A 17413-nucleotide genomic window follows, 5' to 3' on the forward strand; every position below is an offset into this window, starting at 1 on the left:
CACTGATTTCGGTGTTGACGTTAATAATAGTTTATTTCCCAGCTAATGCATCACAGAATGCCTTACCGTATGGAGGTAGATCTGGGGGTCTTTGTGCTGAAATAATATGTCCATCAACAACGACAGACTCATCTTTCCATATCGCTCCGGCATTCTCCATATCATCCCGAATTCCAGGCGTTGAGGTGACCGTCACCCCACTTAGAATCTTAGCCGAGATAAGTACCCAACCCGCATGACAGATTTGCCCAATAGGTTTCTTAGCTTTATTCATTTCCTGTATAAGAGAAATAACCTTGCCATACCTACGTAGTTTATCAGGAGCCCAGCCTCCGGGTACGAGAATAGCATCATAATCTGAGCTTTCTACTTCCTCATAGGCATAATCACTAGTGGCAGGTACACCATATTTCCCCATATATGTTTTCCCCTTCTCAGATCCAACGAGGTGAACAATAGCGCCCTCTTCACGTGCTCTATAGATCGGATACCATAGTTCTAAATCCTCGAAATCTTCATCCACAAGGGCAATGACTTTCTTACCACTTAATCTCATTTAAAACATCTCCCATCTATTTCTATCACTAGTATAGTTTAACCCATTCGTATTCATTCTATCAAAAAGGGATTCTATGACAATTAAATATCTGATATAAAGGATGGAGGAATTAGTGCATCCAAAGTCGAATATGGAGGAAACAACCTAATTAATGGGGTGTATTTAAATGAGTCAACAGTGTATATGTGGCCAACAGATGAAGCTAGAGCTTAGAACGGTTGTATATGCCCGTACAGTGGAAATTCTTCATGTTCCGGTTCGTACATGCGAGGATTGTTCCACCTATTTTCTTCTGCCACCCATTAAAAATGTACTTGCGGAGTACATGAATGAATTGGGTAAACAACCGAGTAAAAGAAAAGTTTCTTTTACGGAATTTAATGAGCTATCACATGTTATTCATGAGGTATTCTCACAAGAGGAATCTGATTGTTGTATAGAAATGGAGAATGCGGTGAAAAAAGCTATTCATGATCGAACGAATCTATTGCTGGATTTGTACAGATATGCAGAAAGTGTGAAAGACCATAAATGGACAGAGAATCTTCGACAACGATTGACTCAGCTTTCAGGAATTTTGTCGAAAATAGGAAGAAATTGATTGCATTTTCATAAAATAAAGCATATTTTATGCGGCATAATAGCTTTTTTTCGCAGTTTTTGTTACGATAGTGAAAAGAAGTGAAAAGATTTCATGAATTGAGGAGGTAAGTATATCGAATGGCTACAATGACTAGACTAACTACAAATGAGCAATTACAATCCGCATTGGAGACGTCAGGGGACAAGCCTTTACTTGTTTTTAAACATAGTACTCGTTGTCCTATAAGCAGTAGGGCATATGAAGAGGTTATGACTTACTTACAGGATAAGCCTAATGAGTCCGTTGAGTATGCGATTATTTATGTAGTAGAAGATCGAACAGTGTCGAATGAAGCAGCTTCTTTAATCGGTATTAGACATGAATCTCCTCAACTGATTCTAGTCAATGTTGGTAAACCAACTTGGCATACTTCACATTCTCATATTACTTCTGATGCACTGAAAGAACAATTGCATTAGAAATGAAGCGTTATCATTGCGTAAAGTATTATTATATCGTATCATTAATTTTAATATGACTGATCGAACTGAAAAAATTTATTGACAATTGGAGAGAAAGAAATTGACGGTAACCATTTACGATGTGGCACGTGAAGCAGGCGTATCCATGGCCACGGTTTCGAGGGTTGTAAATAATAACCCCAACGTGAAGCCTCAGACCCGAAAGAAAGTATTTGAAGCTATTGAACGTTTAGGATATCGACCCAATGCAGTGGCTAGAGGTCTTGCAAGTAAGAAGACGACGACTGTGGGTGTCGTAATACCGGACATCTCAAACTCTATATTTGCAGAAATTGCTCGCGGTATTGAAGATATTGCAAACATGTATCATTACAATATCATTCTATGTAATGCGGACAAGAAGAAAGAAAAGGAAATTCGTGTTATTAATACATTATTGGAGAAGCAGGTAGATGGATTGCTGTTCATGGGCGGAACCGTAACAGAAGAACACATTCATGCTTTCCAATCTTCTGCTGTACCCATTGTACTATGTGCTACGAGAGATGATAATGGTAACTATCCATCAGTTGACATTGACCATGAGACTGCTGCATTTGATGCTGTAAATACATTAATTCGTCATGGACACCGTGAAATTGGCATGATTAGTGGCACGCTTCAAGATCCAGCAAACGGTTATTCTAGATTCCAAGGTTATAAGAAGGCGCTTGAAACAGCTGGTATTGAATATCAAGAAGACTGGGTTCGGATCGGTAATTACCGCTATGAGTCTGGTGTTGAAGCTATGAAATATTTCTTAGGTCTTAAGAAGAAGCCGACGGCTATATTTGCTGCAACGGATGAGATGGCAATTGGTGCTATTCATAGCATTCAGGATGAAGGACTTAAAGTACCAGACGACTTCTCTATTATTAGCGTGGACAATATTCACATGGCCTCTATGGTACGCCCACAACTGACTACAGTGGCTCAGCCAATGTATGACTTAGGCGCCGTTGCTATGCGGTTGTTAACTAAGCTGATGAAGAAAGAGAATGTGGAGAACCCAAGGGTTATTTTGCCGCATGAGACGATCCTTCGCCTTTCTGTTAGTCATGTGAACGAATAATTCGATTATGGATCATGATACCCTAAATACAAGGAAGCTCCGATTTGGAGCTTTTTTTGGTGGAGTTAATGAATTTTAGTAATAAGAAGGAGGAAATAGAAGTGTCTAATTATAAAGAAACTATTGGTCTTATAGGGGCTATGAATGAAGAGGTAGAATTGCTTTTGTCTGAGATGGAGAGAAGTGAAGAGGTCACGAAGGCTGGAGTACATTACGTCACAGGCACACTGCATGGTAAGTCGATCGTTGTATGTAAGTCTGGCGTAGGTAAAGTGAATGCTGCTGTTACGACACAGATCCTAATTGATCAGTTCTCTGCTTCCAAGGTCCTATTTACCGGTGTAGCAGGCGCAGTTCATCCAGACCTAAATATCGGTGATATCGTCATCTCTTCAGTTTGTATTCAACATGATGTAGATGTAACGGCTTTAGGATTCTCACGTGGGGAAATACCTTACCAAGAAACGTCCGCGTTTCCAGCAGATGAGCAGTTGATATCTTTAGCAGAGCAAGCTTGTCTTGAAGTGTGTGACGGGAACTATAGAGTAGGCAAAGTACTCTCAGGCGATCAATTTATTGCTAGTAGAGATACAGTTGCATGGCTTAGTGAGCACATGGACGGTGCCTGCGTAGAGATGGAAGGTGCTGCGGTTGCCCAAGTATGCCATATGAATAGTGTGCCATTTGTTATCATTCGTTCGATGTCTGACAAGGCGGATGGATCGGCACATGTTAATTTCGCTGAATTTACTGTCGCTTCGGCTCAGCGCTCTCATGACATCTTAGAGAATATGTTAAGCAAAATGTAAAATAATATTGAAGTATTAATCATGCTGATATGGCTCTGCACTCTGTAATAAAGAATGCAGAGCCATATGTGTTTAATACATAAAACGCTGCTGGAACCGAATATGATCGAATTGCTCCTTAGAAGATAAGGGGACATCTCTGCCCATTCGAACCATTAGGCAATTGGCGGGGTGGGAACATATTTCAGGGTCATCGGTCGCATACCATTCCATATCGACGATTTTCATCAATTTCTCCATCATTTTCCGATAATCCCACACACTTAATCCACTTCCCTTTAAATCCCAATGCCAATAATATTCTGTCGTAAACACGATATATTGTTCCATCTGATTATCCTCAAAGGCCGTTGTAATCATCTTTTGTCCAATTCCCAAGGAACGGTAATCATCTGCAACTTCTATAGCACCAAGTTCAATGAGATCGATCATGTGCTCTTGAGACCAGCGTTCTTGCTCGTCCGCATAATGGAATGTCACGTAGCCAACAATCGTCTGTTCATCTCTTGTAATTATAATTCTTCCTTCAGGCAGATTAGCAATTTCAATTAAGGCTTTATGTTGTTCAGAAGGAGGACGAAAGGCGTCTAGATCAGGATGCATTGATAACTCGGCTAATCGTTCAGGCGCAATAGGCCCCTCAATTATTAAGCAAGAATCACGCCAGGGTAATGGATGAACATGGTAGTATTTGGGGTGTTTGATAAGTACACTCCTTTCTATTACTACCTTACTTATAGCAAAAAAACAAAAAAATGAAAAGGGATGGCAGAGAGTTCTATCCTATGCTATAATCTTTTTGACATAATTTAGTCACAATTTAACTTGATTAAATAAGATAAATTTTAAGTTATTGTGCGACGTGATGAAGTGGACATGAAAGCGTTATCTTACTGTTATTGAATGATTGGAGGAGGAAGAAAAATGGAACTTCATCTTAGCGAACAATTGCCAAGTGTAAACTCTTCGTCCAATATGGGGGATTACAATGCGGCCCTTGAGCAATTTAATTGGGAGGATGTAGAACGGCAATTTAGTTGGTACGAAACAGGACAAGTTAACATGGCATATGAAGCGATTGATCGTCATGTAAAAGAAGGACGAGGAGACAAAACAGCGTTATTGTACAGTGATGCTTCTCGGGAAGAATCCTATACTTTTGCTCAATTAAGTGAACGTTCTAATCAGTTTGGTAACATTTTACGTGATCATGGCATCGGTAAGGGAGATCGTGTATTTATATTTATGCCTCGTAGCCCAGAATTGTATATTTGCCTGCTTGGAATTCTTAAAGTAGGTGCTGTGGTAGGACCACTATTTGAAGCATTTATGGAGACAGCAGTCAAAGACCGATTGGAAGATAGTGGGGCCCGGGCGTTAATTACGACTCCTGAGCTATATGGAAGGGTCCAGAGACAAGAGCTACCTGAGCTGAAGCATGTCATTATTGTAGGTGATAGCGCAGAACAGAATGGAGATACGATTAGCTATCAAGAAGAGATGAAGAATGCATCTCAGGATCTTGAAATAGAATTTCTAGATCGAAATGATGGTTTGATTATGCACTATACTTCGGGCTCTACAGGTAAGCCCAAAGGGGTCTATCATGTTCAGAATGCGATGATCCAGCATTATTATTCAGCGAAGGTTGTGCTCGATTTACAAGAGGATGATATATACTGGTGTACTGCCGATCCTGGATGGGTGACAGGGACGTCCTATGGTATATTTGCTCCATGGTTACATGGAGTAACAAATGTTGTCCGTGGGGGACGTTTCAGCCCACAGGATTGGTATGCAACCATCGAGAAATATAAAGTCACGGTATGGTATAGTGCTCCAACAGCTTTTCGTATGTTGATGGGTGCAGGTAATGATCTCATATCTAAGTACGATCTGAGTAGTCTTAGACATGTACTATCTGTAGGTGAGCCACTAAATCCTGAGGTAATCCGTTGGGGGAATAGTGCATATGGTCACCGAATTCATGATACTTGGTGGATGACAGAAACAGGCGGTCAGATGATCTGTAACTATCCAAGTATGACCATTAAGCTTGGATCAATGGGACGTCCGCTACCTGGGATTGAGGCAACGATTAAGGATGACAATGGGAATACAGTACCTCCCTATACGATGGGGAACTTAGCTATTAAGTCACCTTGGCCATCTATGATGAGTCAGATATGGAATAATCCTCAGAAATACCAAGAGTATTTCCGTGTAGAGGGATGGTACATTTCAGGAGATTCAGCTTATATGGATGAGGAAGGTTACTTCTTTTTCCAAGGACGAATTGATGATGTCATTAATTCATCGGGTGAACGAATCGGACCCTTTGAGGTGGAGAGTAAATTATTAGAACACCCAGCGGTAGCTGAAGCGGGAGTAATTGGTAAACCAGATGTCGTTCGTGGAGAGATTATTAAGGCATTCATATCACTTCGAGAAGGATATACACCAACTCAGGAGCTGAAGGATGAAATATATCAGTTTGTGAAGGTGGGGCTATCTGCTCATGCAGCACCGCGTGAAATTGAGTTCAAAGATAAATTACCAAAGACTCGATCTGGGAAAATTATGCGCCGGGTATTGAAGGCGTGGGAGCTACATCTTCCAGAAGGTGACTTATCTACGATTGAGGATTAATAATCATATTTAAATATCATACCGGAAACTCCTTTGGAGACTTGTGAAAGATTGATATTACGGGGATCCAAAGGAGTTTTCTATGACAAAAAAAACCTTCAATACCACTAAGAAAGTGGCGTTGAAGGTTTTTTGTTCTAGACATCATGATACGTGCAAGGCGGTTATTCCTTTTCGTGATAGACAGGACTAGAGGGTTCAGATTCACCCACATCATTTACTGCAGTTACACGATACCAGCCTTTAAGTGGAACGCTTGTCACATACAAGTAATTCGTGGTACTGCTCGATCCTATAGGAGAATATGGACCATCTTGATTCTCGCTGTAGTAGATTTTGTAGTTAATACCGGTACTATCGCTTCCTGGAGCCCAATGTATCGTTATGCCATTGCTTGATGACTCCACTTGAAGCTGTCCAGGTGACGTTGGTGTAGTGGAGGGTTCTCCTGTTTCCGGTGGAAGCGTGGAACCATTGCCGTTTCCAGCGCCGTTCTCACCTGAGTCTGTAGGTGGGACAACAGTATCAGGTACAATAATCGGATCAACGGGATCTGGAACGATGTCGGTTGATCCATTTGTCTTTCCAACAATTTGACTAGGCGCTGATTCCTTTCCGGATACATCGACTGCTACGACATAGAAATTATAATTTCCATTAGCTGTAACGTTACTTGTGAATGCTTTGGTATCATCACTGAGAACGACGTTACCAAGATATTGAAAGCCATTGTTATTCAATGATCTATAAAGTCTGTAACCTACGACGTCAGGTGATCCACTAGCATTAAAGGTGATGATTGCCGAGTTATTAGTATAAGTAAATCGTACGTTTTTCGGTGAAGTAGGTGCAGCTCCATCATCTATTCGTGGGTCGATTCTAGTAGGCATATCACTTGTAGCATCTTTTGGAAGATAATATCCTAAAGATTCATGATTTCTCATAACCCTAAATGCGACTTGGAGTTCCTTAATTAGATCCTGAATTGATTTTTCACGCTTGATGACTGTTTTTTCTTTTAGCATGTCATCAGGTGTACCATCTCGTGGAATATAATTCACACCATTATACGTGATGTATTTAGCCTTTGCGATGCCATCATCACTATCCATAGGGACATATTTAGCGTTAAATAGATCTGTTACAAATTTGTCTGTAAGTGATGTTGGAAGTTTACCACTGTAGGCGGATACCGTTTTGTTGACAATTCCGCTAGGTCTCTCAAATTTAGAAGTTGTGAAAAGTTCGGGTCGCTTGTCTATCGTTTCATTCATAATCAGTGTCCATATGGATTGAGCATGTTTTCTCTGCGTGTCTACCAAGACGTTGACAGACTCCTTGTAACCTACCCAGACGCCTAAGGTAACGTCAGGAGAGTAGCCCATGAACCACACATCAGCATAGTTTTGCGTTGATCCTGTTTTACCCACGATAGGTACTTTGTTGAAATGTTTATACTTTTCTTTAACAAGACTTGCTGTTCCTTCTGTAATGGCGGTACGTAACATATCCGTCATGAGGTAAGCCGTTTGCTGAGAAAATACTCTGACAGGCTTTTTCTCGTGTTGATATACAATTTTACCGTTAGAATCAACAATCTTCTCAATCATATAGGCATCATTAAAATTACCTTGATTTGGAATAGAGCTATATGCGTTTGTCAACTCTTCAACCGATACTCCCTTTGCTAGACCGCCGAGTACACCCGTTTGTGCACTATAATCTGATTTCTGAAGAGTGGTTATACCTAGTTTTTTGGAAAAATCCCATGCTTTATCAATAGTTATTACGTTGTTAAATAATTTCAAAGCAATCGTATTCTTGGATTTATTCAGAGCATAACGTGCTGTGACCAATCCTTCATAGCCACGAGATGAGTTCTTGGGAATATGGTATCCCTTCTGACCATCTTTAAGAATGATGGGTGCATCATCCACAATGCTAGCTGGCTGAATAGCACCTGAATCTAGTGCAGGTAAATAGGCCGCTATAGGCTTCATGGCCGATCCTGGCTGACGAACCATCTGCGTAGCATAGTTCATCTGTTCCTTATAGAAATCACGGCCCTCAATCATGCCCAGAATAGCCCCTGTTTTGTTGTCCAGCATCATTGCGGCCGTCTGTTCCATACCTTTTTCTTTACTATCAGCATAGAAATGATCAGGGTTGTCTGAAATTGTATGCATGGACTTATAAATGCCCTTATCAATAGTTGTATAAATGCGGTAGCCACCTGTTGTCAGTTGTTGTTTAGCAGCTTCTAACAATTCGTTGTTATCTTTTACTGGCTGATCAGTTTCTTCTGTAGCGGCAGCATTTAACGTCATTAGAATTTCGGCAGCCTTCCGTTCAGTTTCCATCATAAGATATGGATAGGTCGAATAGGCTTTGATTTGCTGTGAAGCTAAAGATTTTTTGATATCGAAGGTTAAGGCATCGTTATATTCGCCATTTGTAATTTTACCTTCTTCCAACATGCGTCGAAGTACAAGTTTCTGGCGCTCCATGGCACGCGCAAAAGCATCTGGAACAAATTCACCTTTCCCATTAAAAGCTGAATAGGTTGAAGGCAGTTGAGGCAGACCCGCTAGATAAGCCGCTTGAGCTATATTTACTTTGTCTAAGTCATTAATGTTGAATATTCCCTTGGCAGCAGCTTTAATCCCATACACGTTGTACCCGCTTGAGCCATTCCCAAAGGGAACTTTGTTGAGATAGGCAGCTAGGATTTCATCTTTCTTAATAAAGCGTTCTAATCGAAGCGATAGTAGCAATTCCTTAATTTTACGATTATCAGTTCGGTCAAGGTTTAGAAATACGCGTCTTGATAACTGCTGTGTGAGCGTACTACCACCGGTCTGTACAGATTCATTCAATACCCTTTGCTTGATGGCACGCAGGGTACCATTCATATCTATTCCTTTGTGACTGAAGAAATTGTTATCTTCAATGGCCAGGATGGCATTAATGACAAGGGCGGGAATTTTCCCATACTCCACAGGGCGTCTATCCTCATCTGTACGTAACTGGCCAATCGGTGTACCATCACGAAAATATGCGAATCCTGTAATGCTATTCTGGCTCATCTTCTGTTCGATTTCAGCTCTTGACCGTACGGGCTCATCTTTGACAATAGCAGAAACATAGCCGAGTCCTGCGCCCCCAACGAACAGCACTCCCATGGTCATAAGAACAAACAACCACAGTACAGTAATTCCTAGTGTACGTCCAAAGGACCTTTTACGAGGCTGTTGTTCTTCTGGCGTAGTATTATTATTAGTATCAACCATCCGTGTTATATCCTCCTTATTAACGGAACTATTATAGCACAAAAACCGACATTTGAATCCCTATATTCTACCCAGTAGCTAAGAACTAACTAATTTGACTTATTAAAAGTTAATGAGGTAAAAATTAATATATCGGAGGAATGGCTATGAAATGGAAAGAATTATCTCCTGCGTAGCAGGAAGTGGAGCGTCAATTAGAGGTTATTTATTGGCTCTAATTCATAATCAGTGCTTGCCGAAAACAGAATTCTATGCTGAATCGTAGCGGAGAGGATGGAATTGTCTTGTAGAAGCGAAGCGTTCGCCTTTGCCCCTGAATTTTTACCGCAAACAGCGGTATATTCAAAAAAATTTGGGGGCAACAGCGATCGGAAGGACAATCCATCCGCGTAGCGGTCAGTTATCAACACGGTACATTATTCAAGCACTGACGTTGGTGTTGAGTCAATAAACATGAAGAAAGCATAAAAAAACCTGGAACATAAGTTCCAGGTTTTTGATATTCGGATTAACGGTTGTAGAATTCGACGATTTGCTTTTCATCGATATCTTGGGACAATTCAGAACGTTCCGGGAAACGAATGAATTTACCTTCGAATGAAGTATCGTTAAATTCAAGGTAAGCTTGAAGGTGTGAACGGTTCTCCAAAGCTTCTTTAATAGAAGAAAGACCACGACTTCTTTCACGAAGACTGATAACATCACCAGTGTTCAGCATGTAGGAAGCGATATCTACTTTCTTACCGTTGACAGTGATATGTCCATGAGATACCAATTGACGAGCACCTGCACGGGAATTTGCAAAGCCAAGACGGTAAACCAAGTTGTCCAAACGGCTTTCTAGTAGGAACATAAAGTTCTCACCAGCGATTCCTTGCATTTTTTGAGCTCTATTGAATAGAGTTTTAAATTGCTTTTCACCCAAACCGTACATGTGACGAAGTTTTTGCTTTTCAAGCAATTGCATACCGTAGTTACTGATTTTTCTGCGTTGGTTAGCGCCGTGTTGTCCCGGAGGGAAAGGGCGTTTCAAATCTTTACCTGTACCGCTGAGAGAAATTCCAAGACGACGACTTAATTTAAATTTAGGACCAGTGTAACGTGCCATTGTATAGTAGACTCCTTTATTGGTTAAATTTCAGTAGGGCCCTATTTGTGCCGTATGTTGTTTCATGTGCTGCGGCTCATAGGCCCAAAGCACAACTGACATGAAAGTTCAGCCGCTGTCTTGTCAGTAACAATATACGTGAGGGTGACACAACGTTACGCCCAAAGTTCTTAACAAGAACAATGTTATTCAACAATGAATTTTATATTAAATCATATACAAAAGTCAAGTCCTAACAATTAACGAGAAAAGTCATATTATGTCGATAGTTCTTTGTACCTAAAAAAATACTGTGAATATATGAAATAGGCGTGCAAATTTAGTTGGGAGAGAGTAGAATGTGATTAGTATAATTAAGTGATGCTTTTAGCGGTATCTAGAGCTTAACGGCTTTCTTATTCACAAGTGGGCTAGCTTTACTTGCATAATTACTATCGAAAAAGATGTGCCATAAGTCTTACTTAACTTGATCTTGTTTAATATAGATGTAAAGGAGCGCTTTTTTATGTTAGAGCATCAGCTTAAGGTTTCAAAGCATGAAAGTATGCCCGCGGGTTACGTTCCAATACTTAGGTCTGGCTCTGAATCTTTTAATTTGTGGATGCACCAAATGGATATCACATCCTATGATTTTCCTTATATTAAATCTCTTTTACAAGAAAGCTATTTAGATTGGCAAGAGCAAGTATCCTCGTTACCCATTATGGAAAAATTGGTTTGGGGATTACTTCATTGTGATGGCTCATGGATTGAAGGTGATGCCTCCATTCAAAGCTACATGTCACAAGAGGGACAGTCTATCTTTGCTCGATGCCTGACAGACAAAACGGAGATTCGTGCACATTGGCAAGGAAATCTAGGCGATGATCATTCTGAGCACATGATATCTATGATTCCCTTATTTACAAAAAGTCAGCAGGAGCTTTACGCCGTTATGGTAGTCATTATTCCTGAACAGGTAGCTGAACTAGGAGGCGTGAGTGTGGCTATAGCTACATCGCTCCATTTTCAAGCCTGCTTTTACAAACGGTTTGAATACATATTTGTGTCAGACGTAATGAACGCACAGATTAAAGAAGGACGAGAAGCAAGTCGTCGATCTATTTTATTTCAAATTGTCCAGCGGTTACACGATCAGATTGATGTTGACACCGTTCTGACTGAGGTGCTAGATAGCATTGAAATTCTTTACCCTACAGCAACATTACAACTATTCATGTCACAAGATCATCAGAGTAGTAATCCAAGAGTTAAACCGCTTATTCTTAGTTCAGGATTAGATGATGTACGTATTCAGACATTTATGGAAGGTTGTCTTACAAGGCAAGAATCTACGCTGAGTAATGGTGCTAAGATGATGGAGATTGGGATTCCATTCGGTGGTAAACAAGGCGTATATGGTGTGTTTCTTCTACAGATAAGTAAAGAATTTTTTGCTGAGTTAGATTTACAATTGGTTACAACTTTAGTGGATACCGCTGGAAGTGCTTTTGAGAACGCTAAGTTGTACGAGCAGTCCAATCTTCTTATACAAGAATTAAAACATATTAATCAATTAACAAAGCTACTTAATCAGAGTCTTCAATTGAACGATATTTATCAATCTGCAAATGAAGAAATGTTAAATATTTTCAAGGCAGATTATTGTTGCATTCTTCAGTTTAACGAAACTATAGATGGTTTAGAGGTTCAATCTTGTAATGTACCTTCTCTTGAAAAGGATATTTTTGCTAAAGACTATGGATTTTCCGGATTGGTATATACGAATGGGGAGCCCCTTATTCTATCGGACTATCTAGTGAACTTAAATGTGTCATCTAAATTTATGGAAGATACAGGGTCTTCATCTCTCATTGCGAGCCCTTTAACTATTAAAGGAGAAGTAACAGGTGTTATTCTGTTATCGCATGAGAAGTCACATTACTTTTCATATGATAATTACAGATTACTGCAAACGTTGGCTAACCACATTGGTCTGGCAGTTAGTAATGCCTTGCTCCATGCTGAGGTAAGACGTATGGCTTGTCGAGATGTGTTGACGGATCTCTATGCTCGTCACTATCTGGATGAGGTCATCCGAGAGAAAATGATAAATGATTACTGCGGTTGTTTAGTTGTAGTAGATATTGATGAGTTTAAACAGGTAAACGATAAGTATGGTCATCAAAAAGGTGACAAGATACTGAAGAAGGTTAGTGAGATCATTAAAACTTCTATTCGTAAAAGTGATACACCCGCACGTTGGGGAGGAGAAGAATTAGCTATATATCTTCCACAAATGAGTATTAAACAGGGTCTAATTGTTTCTGAGCGGATTCGAAGACGTGTAGAAGAAGAAACCAATCCAAGTGTAACGATATCCATCGGGATATCAGAATGGAATTGGCTAGAAGAAACGGTTAGTGTAGATTCACTCTTTTACCGAGCGGATATGGCGCTATATCGGGCTAAAAATAATGGTCGTAATCAAATACAAGTGGAAGATAGACGTGAATGAGAGTGCCTGCGGGTACTCTTATTTTGTTTCGACCAGCTTGAACACACATTGAGAAGGATAAAAGGCTTCGAACTTTCGGGTTTTTATGAATATATCGATAGATTTATTTGTGGAAGGTATGGGCACAATAAATGAATGAAAATTGGCTACGAGGATGGATAAGGAGGTTGTAATCATGAATATGAAGCTGAAAAGCATATTAAACTGGATGTTTACGATAGTGATATGTTGTTTACTCACCAGCTGTAACCTTTTGTCTAACGGTAGATCTCCTGATGAATTGTTCCAGTTAACGTTGAGTGGATTAACGGGCAGTGACGCTTTTACATTTAAGGGTGAAACCGCACTGCGCAGAAATGAACAAGATAAGTTTCAGCAACACTTTGCCTATGAGGGTAAGGTTAAGAATCATGATGAACTAGTAATTCAGAGTATTATACCTATACAGAGTTCGCGTGCAGCAACTGATCAACAGAGGTCTGCTCAGAGCCAGAATCAAATGACGAGTCTGCGACTGACGGATGGGCAGTGGATTCAGACGTCTAATACAGATACAGATATAGGTATGAATCAAGTGCTGATCAGGCTTAATCCACTCGGTCAGCTGGAAGGTATTAATAAGCTGAAGAAGGGGATTAGAGAAGAAGAAGCAGCCGCAAGAGGGACGAAGGTACTTCGAATTGAATTAGATCCTAAGGATGCTCGAACGTGGCTAGACGACCAATTAAGCGATGAAATGAACCGTCTGAGGGATGAGGCTATAAGTGCTCAAGTAAGTGACTCTAAACTGCAGAAAGAGCTAGATCAGATTTGGGGTGAAGGAAAGGAACAGATGAAGACGATGTTTGAACAAGCTGACGTAGGCACTGTCTATCACTTAACGATTGATCGAACAAGAAATCTTCCGCTGAGACTGACCTCAGAAAGTAAAATTGCATACAAGGATGTAGAAGGAAATGAGCAGCGCGAGACGATGGTTAGTGATGTCACTTTTCAACATTAAATTGCTCATGTCTATAGGTATCTACTGCTGACTTACAAATTACATCGTGCTACAATAGAGAATGTGAATTAACCAGTGTTCAAAAATTAGAAAACATTAAGGAGGGGATAGCAATGCGTGATCCTAGAATTCAAGAATTAGCGCAGAATCTCGTACAATATTCCGTTGACGTACAACCTGGGGAGAACGTTCTGATTGAGATGATCGGTAGCGAGCGCGATCTTATTAAGGCTATAGTGGAAGAAGTGGCTAAGCGTGGAGGTCATTCGTTCATCCAGCTTACAGATAAAGCGTTACAACGTACAATGCTTGTGCATGCTACACAAGAGCAGATGGAAACGTGGACTGAACTTGATTTAGAACGTATGAAAAAGATGAACTGTTACATTGGTATCCGTGCTGGAGAGAACGTTAATGATCAGGCTGATGTTCCAGAAGATAAAATGAAATTATTCAATTCCATATATAATCATAAGGTACATAGCAAACAGCGCGTCAACCATACGAAATGGGTGGTATTGCGTTATCCTAATCCGAGTATGGCACAGCTTGCTAATATGAGTACGGAAGCTTTTGAAGACTTCTATTTCGATGTATGTAATCTCGATTATGGCAAAATGGACATCGCACAGGACCCGCTTGCTGAGCTTATGAGAAAAACGGATAAAGTACGTATTGTGGGTCCAGGGACAGATCTTAACTTCTCTATCAAGGGAATCGGTGCTGAGAAATGCTCAGGTCAAAAGAACATTCCGGATGGTGAGGTGTATAGTGCACCCGTCCGTGATTCTGTCAATGGGACAATAAGCTACAATGCACAAACAGTGTACAATGGTATTTCTTTCGAGAATATCAAGTTTACGTTCAAAGAAGGAAAGATCGTAGAAGCGACGAGTAATGATACGAAGCGCCTGAATGATATTCTGGATTCCGATGAGGGAGCAAGATATATTGGGGAGTTCGCTATTGGGTTCAATCCATACATTCTTCATCCAATGAAAGATATATTGTTTGATGAGAAAATTGCAGGTAGCCTACACTTTACACCAGGTCAAGCTTACGATGTAACCAACAATGGTAACACGTCATCGATTCATTGGGATCTAGTCCTAATTCAACGTCCAGACTACGGTGGCGGAGAAATATATTTCGATGATGTTCTTATTCGTAAAGATGGAATATTTGTAATTCCAGAGCTTGAAGGATTGAACCCTGATCATCTAAAATGAATGAGAAACCACTTGCGTTAGAAAGCGGATTCAATGTATCATTATAGAGGTAAGATAAGTGAAAATGATTCCGAAAGTTACGGAGGGATAATATGTCCAGTAACAACGCAGCAGTTGTTGAAATTGCTCAAACAGCAGGTAAGTTCAGTTCTTCGATTGTACTACAAGCAGATAACAAGTACATTGATGTGAAAAGTATTTTGGGCTTGTTTACGACACTAGTAAGTCGTAAAGCCTACGAACTACATGTTCATGGTCCAGATGCAGCTGAAGCCAAAGTAGCTATGCAGGAAGTGTTTTCTAAACATGGTTTGGAAATCGTAGTTGTAGCCGATTAATGGTTGTAAAAGCACCCTTACTGAGCTCAGTAAGGGTGCTTTTTTATTGAGGGTTCTTGTATTGGTGTGTGATTTCGTCTAATATTAAGGATAGTAGCAAAGTAGTGACTTTTAGACATAGGGGGAAGATGCATGACTTCATTTGATTTACAGGAACAATTGAATATCAAAGCAATCAATCTTCTACAAGAAGATGCAGATAAAATTCAAAAGCTAATTGAAGTACAAATGGAGAATCTAGCAACACGTTACTGCCCTCTATACGAGGAAGTACTAGACACCCAAATGTATGGATTTTCTAAAGAGGTTGATTTTGCAGTGCGGGCGGGACTCTTGCCTGAATATACAGGGAAACAGTTGGTCAGTGAGCTAGAACGTAAGTTAGCCATTCTTTATGAAGCCTTGAACAATAAAAGTGGCCTGTGAGTAACAGGCATACATAGAGCAAGTTATATAAATAAAAACGGGTACCTCTATCGTAAGAGGTACCCGTTTTTATTTAGAGTGTGTTAGACCAGATAGAAGGATACGCCTAATATTACATAGACAACTAATAGTAATAGTCCTTCATACCAGTTGGTTGAACCGTCATCAATAATAGATTTAGCTATGAATACGGACACGGATATCGCAACGAGTTCAATGATCGTGAATATAATATCCATCGTATCGCCCGTGAAATAACTAATGAAGACTAGGACAGGGGCAACAAATAAGGAAATTTGTAGACTGCTACCAACAGCGATTTCAACAGCAGCGCCCATCTTGTTCTTCATCGCTAACATGATTGCTGCACTATGTTCCGCAGCATTACCAATAATAGCTACTACGAAGGCCCCTACAAATAGCTCACTGAGTCCAAAACGGGTGGTGAACATTCCGAGAGTACCTACAAGCCACTCACTGACGAATGCCACCATGATCGTAGCCAAGACGAGGTACAGGATAGACTTACGTTTGGACCATTGAGGTTTATGCTCGTGTGGTGTCTCCTCCTGATTATCTTCTGTAACATCCCCCAAATACGCTTTGTGGGTAATCATAGAGAAAATAAGCCAAGCGATATAGGCAACAATGAGGATTCCAGCTACGACCAAGCTTAGTGTTTTGGTACCTGATTCCGTGATGGAGTGCGTATTAAAGAAAACAGCTGGAACGAAGAGGGCAATGACAGCAAGGATCATGAGAGAACCATTCATTCCAGCTAATGAAACATTGAACTTCTGTACTTTGAACTTTAGCCCTCCAGCAAAAAGGCTCAGACCTAGAACGAGGAGCAAATTACCGATGATGGAACCGGTTAAGCTAGCCTTTACCATGTCGTACAAGCCCTCTTTAACTAAAAATATGGCGATGATTAATTCGGCTGCATTACCAAAGGTTGCATTGAGGAAACCACCAAGTCGTTGCCCGGCATAATGCGACACACTTTCGGTAGCCTTTCCAAGGAATCCTGCAACAAAAATAATCGATATTGCGGATAAAACAAACTGGACAGTTGGGTCCCAACCTGCGAAATGACCTAATGCGCTCAGAATAAATGTGATAAATAACAAGGAAGGACTCATCCATTTCTTCAACGTTAACACCTCTTTAAAAGTATAAGTTTGGTTAAGATTCTTATTCAATATACCCAAAATGGTTATAGTTGTAAACATGGATTAATACACGTATAATGCGGTTATTAGAGGGTATATCTAAACCAATAACATATCAATTCATAGATATTAAACTTTTTTTAATATTTTGTGCAAG

General features: G+C 40.3%; 15 protein-coding genes. 10 read left to right on the forward strand and 5 right to left on the reverse strand.

The genetic code is table 11. The features are described from left to right. Window positions 1-31 precede the first annotated feature (31 nt). Window positions 32-556 (reverse strand): type 1 glutamine amidotransferase domain-containing protein, encoded by a 525-nt coding sequence (locus tag UB51_RS04230; RefSeq protein WP_044876219.1) that lies wholly within the window; start codon window positions 554-556, stop codon window positions 32-34. A 169-nt stretch (window positions 557-725) separates the two neighbouring features. Here UB51_RS04230 and UB51_RS04235 point away from each other — a divergent pair, with 169 nt between their 5' ends. The 4 genes from UB51_RS04235 (at window position 726) to UB51_RS04250 (ending at window position 3544) form a co-directional block, all read left to right on the forward strand. Then, window positions 726-1160, forward strand: a complete 435-nt coding sequence (locus tag UB51_RS04235; RefSeq protein ID WP_044876220.1) for a hypothetical protein — start codon at window positions 726-728, stop codon at window positions 1158-1160. Between the two features lie 119 nt (window positions 1161-1279). Next, a complete protein-coding gene (gene ytxJ / locus UB51_RS04240; protein ID WP_044876221.1) occupies window positions 1280-1621 on the forward strand; it encodes a bacillithiol system redox-active protein YtxJ in 342 nt (113 codons plus the stop codon). Between the two features lie 103 nt (window positions 1622-1724). After that, window positions 1725-2735, forward strand: a complete 1011-nt coding sequence (gene ccpA, locus UB51_RS04245; RefSeq protein ID WP_044876222.1) for a catabolite control protein A — start codon at window positions 1725-1727, stop codon at window positions 2733-2735. 68 nt (window positions 2736-2803) lie between these two features. Then, window positions 2804-3544: a 5'-methylthioadenosine/adenosylhomocysteine nucleosidase gene (locus UB51_RS04250; protein ID WP_044879884.1), complete on the forward strand. Its 741-nt coding sequence runs from the start codon at window positions 2804-2806 to the stop codon at window positions 3542-3544. 72 nt (window positions 3545-3616) lie between these two features. Here UB51_RS04250 and UB51_RS04255 read toward each other — a convergent pair whose 3' ends face one another. Then, window positions 3617-4249 carry a GNAT family N-acetyltransferase gene (locus tag UB51_RS04255; protein WP_044876223.1) on the reverse strand — a complete coding sequence of 211 codons (633 nt, stop codon included), beginning with the start codon at window positions 4247-4249 and terminating at the stop codon, window positions 3617-3619. Window positions 4250-4468: 219 nt separating this feature from the next. Here UB51_RS04255 and acsA point away from each other — a divergent pair, with 219 nt between their 5' ends. Continuing rightward, a complete protein-coding gene (gene acsA, locus UB51_RS04260) occupies window positions 4469-6193 on the forward strand; it encodes an acetate--CoA ligase (protein WP_044876224.1) in 1725 nt (574 codons plus the stop codon). 164 nt (window positions 6194-6357) lie between these two features. Here acsA and UB51_RS04265 read toward each other — a convergent pair whose 3' ends face one another. Further along, window positions 6358-9483, reverse strand: a complete 3126-nt coding sequence (locus UB51_RS04265; RefSeq protein ID WP_044876225.1) for a transglycosylase domain-containing protein — start codon at window positions 9481-9483, stop codon at window positions 6358-6360. Between the two features lie 508 nt (window positions 9484-9991). Next, window positions 9992-10591, reverse strand: coding sequence for a 30S ribosomal protein S4 (gene rpsD / locus UB51_RS04270; RefSeq protein WP_044876226.1), 600 nt, complete (start codon window positions 10589-10591; stop codon window positions 9992-9994). Between the two features lie 505 nt (window positions 10592-11096). Here rpsD and UB51_RS04275 point away from each other — a divergent pair. From UB51_RS04275 to UB51_RS04295, 5 genes are all read left to right on the forward strand, one after another. Beyond that, window positions 11097-13088 (forward strand): sensor domain-containing diguanylate cyclase, encoded by a 1992-nt coding sequence (locus tag UB51_RS04275; protein WP_044876227.1) that lies wholly within the window; start codon window positions 11097-11099, stop codon window positions 13086-13088. Window positions 13089-13263: 175 nt separating this feature from the next. After that, the gene (locus UB51_RS04280) at window positions 13264-14091 is read left to right on the forward strand and encodes a hypothetical protein (RefSeq protein ID WP_044876228.1); all 828 of its coding nucleotides are present in this window, start codon (window positions 13264-13266) and stop codon (window positions 14089-14091) included. A 113-nt stretch (window positions 14092-14204) separates the two neighbouring features. Further along, window positions 14205-15320, forward strand: coding sequence for an aminopeptidase (locus tag UB51_RS04285; protein WP_044876229.1), 1116 nt, complete (start codon window positions 14205-14207; stop codon window positions 15318-15320). Window positions 15321-15412: 92 nt separating this feature from the next. After that, window positions 15413-15658, forward strand: coding sequence for an HPr family phosphocarrier protein (locus UB51_RS04290; RefSeq protein ID WP_044876230.1), 246 nt, complete (start codon window positions 15413-15415; stop codon window positions 15656-15658). Window positions 15659-15790: 132 nt separating this feature from the next. Further along, on the forward strand, window positions 15791-16084 hold the full coding sequence (locus tag UB51_RS04295; RefSeq protein ID WP_044876231.1) for an Fpa/YlaN family protein: 294 nt from the start codon (window positions 15791-15793) through the stop codon (window positions 16082-16084). Between the two features lie 83 nt (window positions 16085-16167). Here the strand turns inward: UB51_RS04295 and cax are convergent, their stop codons facing one another. Next, a complete protein-coding gene (gene cax, locus UB51_RS04300; protein WP_044876232.1) occupies window positions 16168-17238 on the reverse strand; it encodes a calcium/proton exchanger in 1071 nt (356 codons plus the stop codon). Window positions 17239-17413: the final 175 nt, after the last annotated feature.

The sequence above is a fragment of the Paenibacillus sp. IHBB 10380 genome (assembly GCF_000949425.1).
GTDB lineage: Bacteria > Bacillota > Bacilli > Paenibacillales > Paenibacillaceae > Paenibacillus_AQ.

What these genes read in the sequence shown, in the direction of transcription:
- UB51_RS04265 (WP_044876225.1), bottom strand. Translation starts at nt 9,483, where the DNA reads ATGGTTGATACTAATAATAATACTACGCCAGAAGAACAACAGCCTCGT.
- UB51_RS04280 (WP_044876228.1), top strand. Translation starts at nt 13,264, where the DNA reads ATGAATATGAAGCTGAAAAGCATATTAAACTGGATGTTTACGATAGTG.
- UB51_RS04275 (WP_044876227.1), top strand. Translation starts at nt 11,097, where the DNA reads ATGTTAGAGCATCAGCTTAAGGTTTCAAAGCATGAAAGTATGCCCGCG.
- UB51_RS04230 (WP_044876219.1), bottom strand. Translation starts at nt 556, where the DNA reads ATGAGATTAAGTGGTAAGAAAGTCATTGCCCTTGTGGATGAAGATTTC.
- UB51_RS04290 (WP_044876230.1), top strand. Translation starts at nt 15,413, where the DNA reads ATGTCCAGTAACAACGCAGCAGTTGTTGAAATTGCTCAAACAGCAGGT.
- UB51_RS04235 (WP_044876220.1), top strand. Translation starts at nt 726, where the DNA reads ATGAGTCAACAGTGTATATGTGGCCAACAGATGAAGCTAGAGCTTAGA.
- UB51_RS04295 (WP_044876231.1), top strand. Translation starts at nt 15,791, where the DNA reads ATGACTTCATTTGATTTACAGGAACAATTGAATATCAAAGCAATCAAT.
- UB51_RS04250 (WP_044879884.1), top strand. Translation starts at nt 2,804, where the DNA reads ATGAATTTTAGTAATAAGAAGGAGGAAATAGAAGTGTCTAATTATAAA.
- acsA (WP_044876224.1), top strand. Translation starts at nt 4,469, where the DNA reads ATGGAACTTCATCTTAGCGAACAATTGCCAAGTGTAAACTCTTCGTCC.
- ytxJ (WP_044876221.1), top strand. Translation starts at nt 1,280, where the DNA reads ATGGCTACAATGACTAGACTAACTACAAATGAGCAATTACAATCCGCA.
- rpsD (WP_044876226.1), bottom strand. Translation starts at nt 10,591, where the DNA reads ATGGCACGTTACACTGGTCCTAAATTTAAATTAAGTCGTCGTCTTGGA.
- UB51_RS04285 (WP_044876229.1), top strand. Translation starts at nt 14,205, where the DNA reads ATGCGTGATCCTAGAATTCAAGAATTAGCGCAGAATCTCGTACAATAT.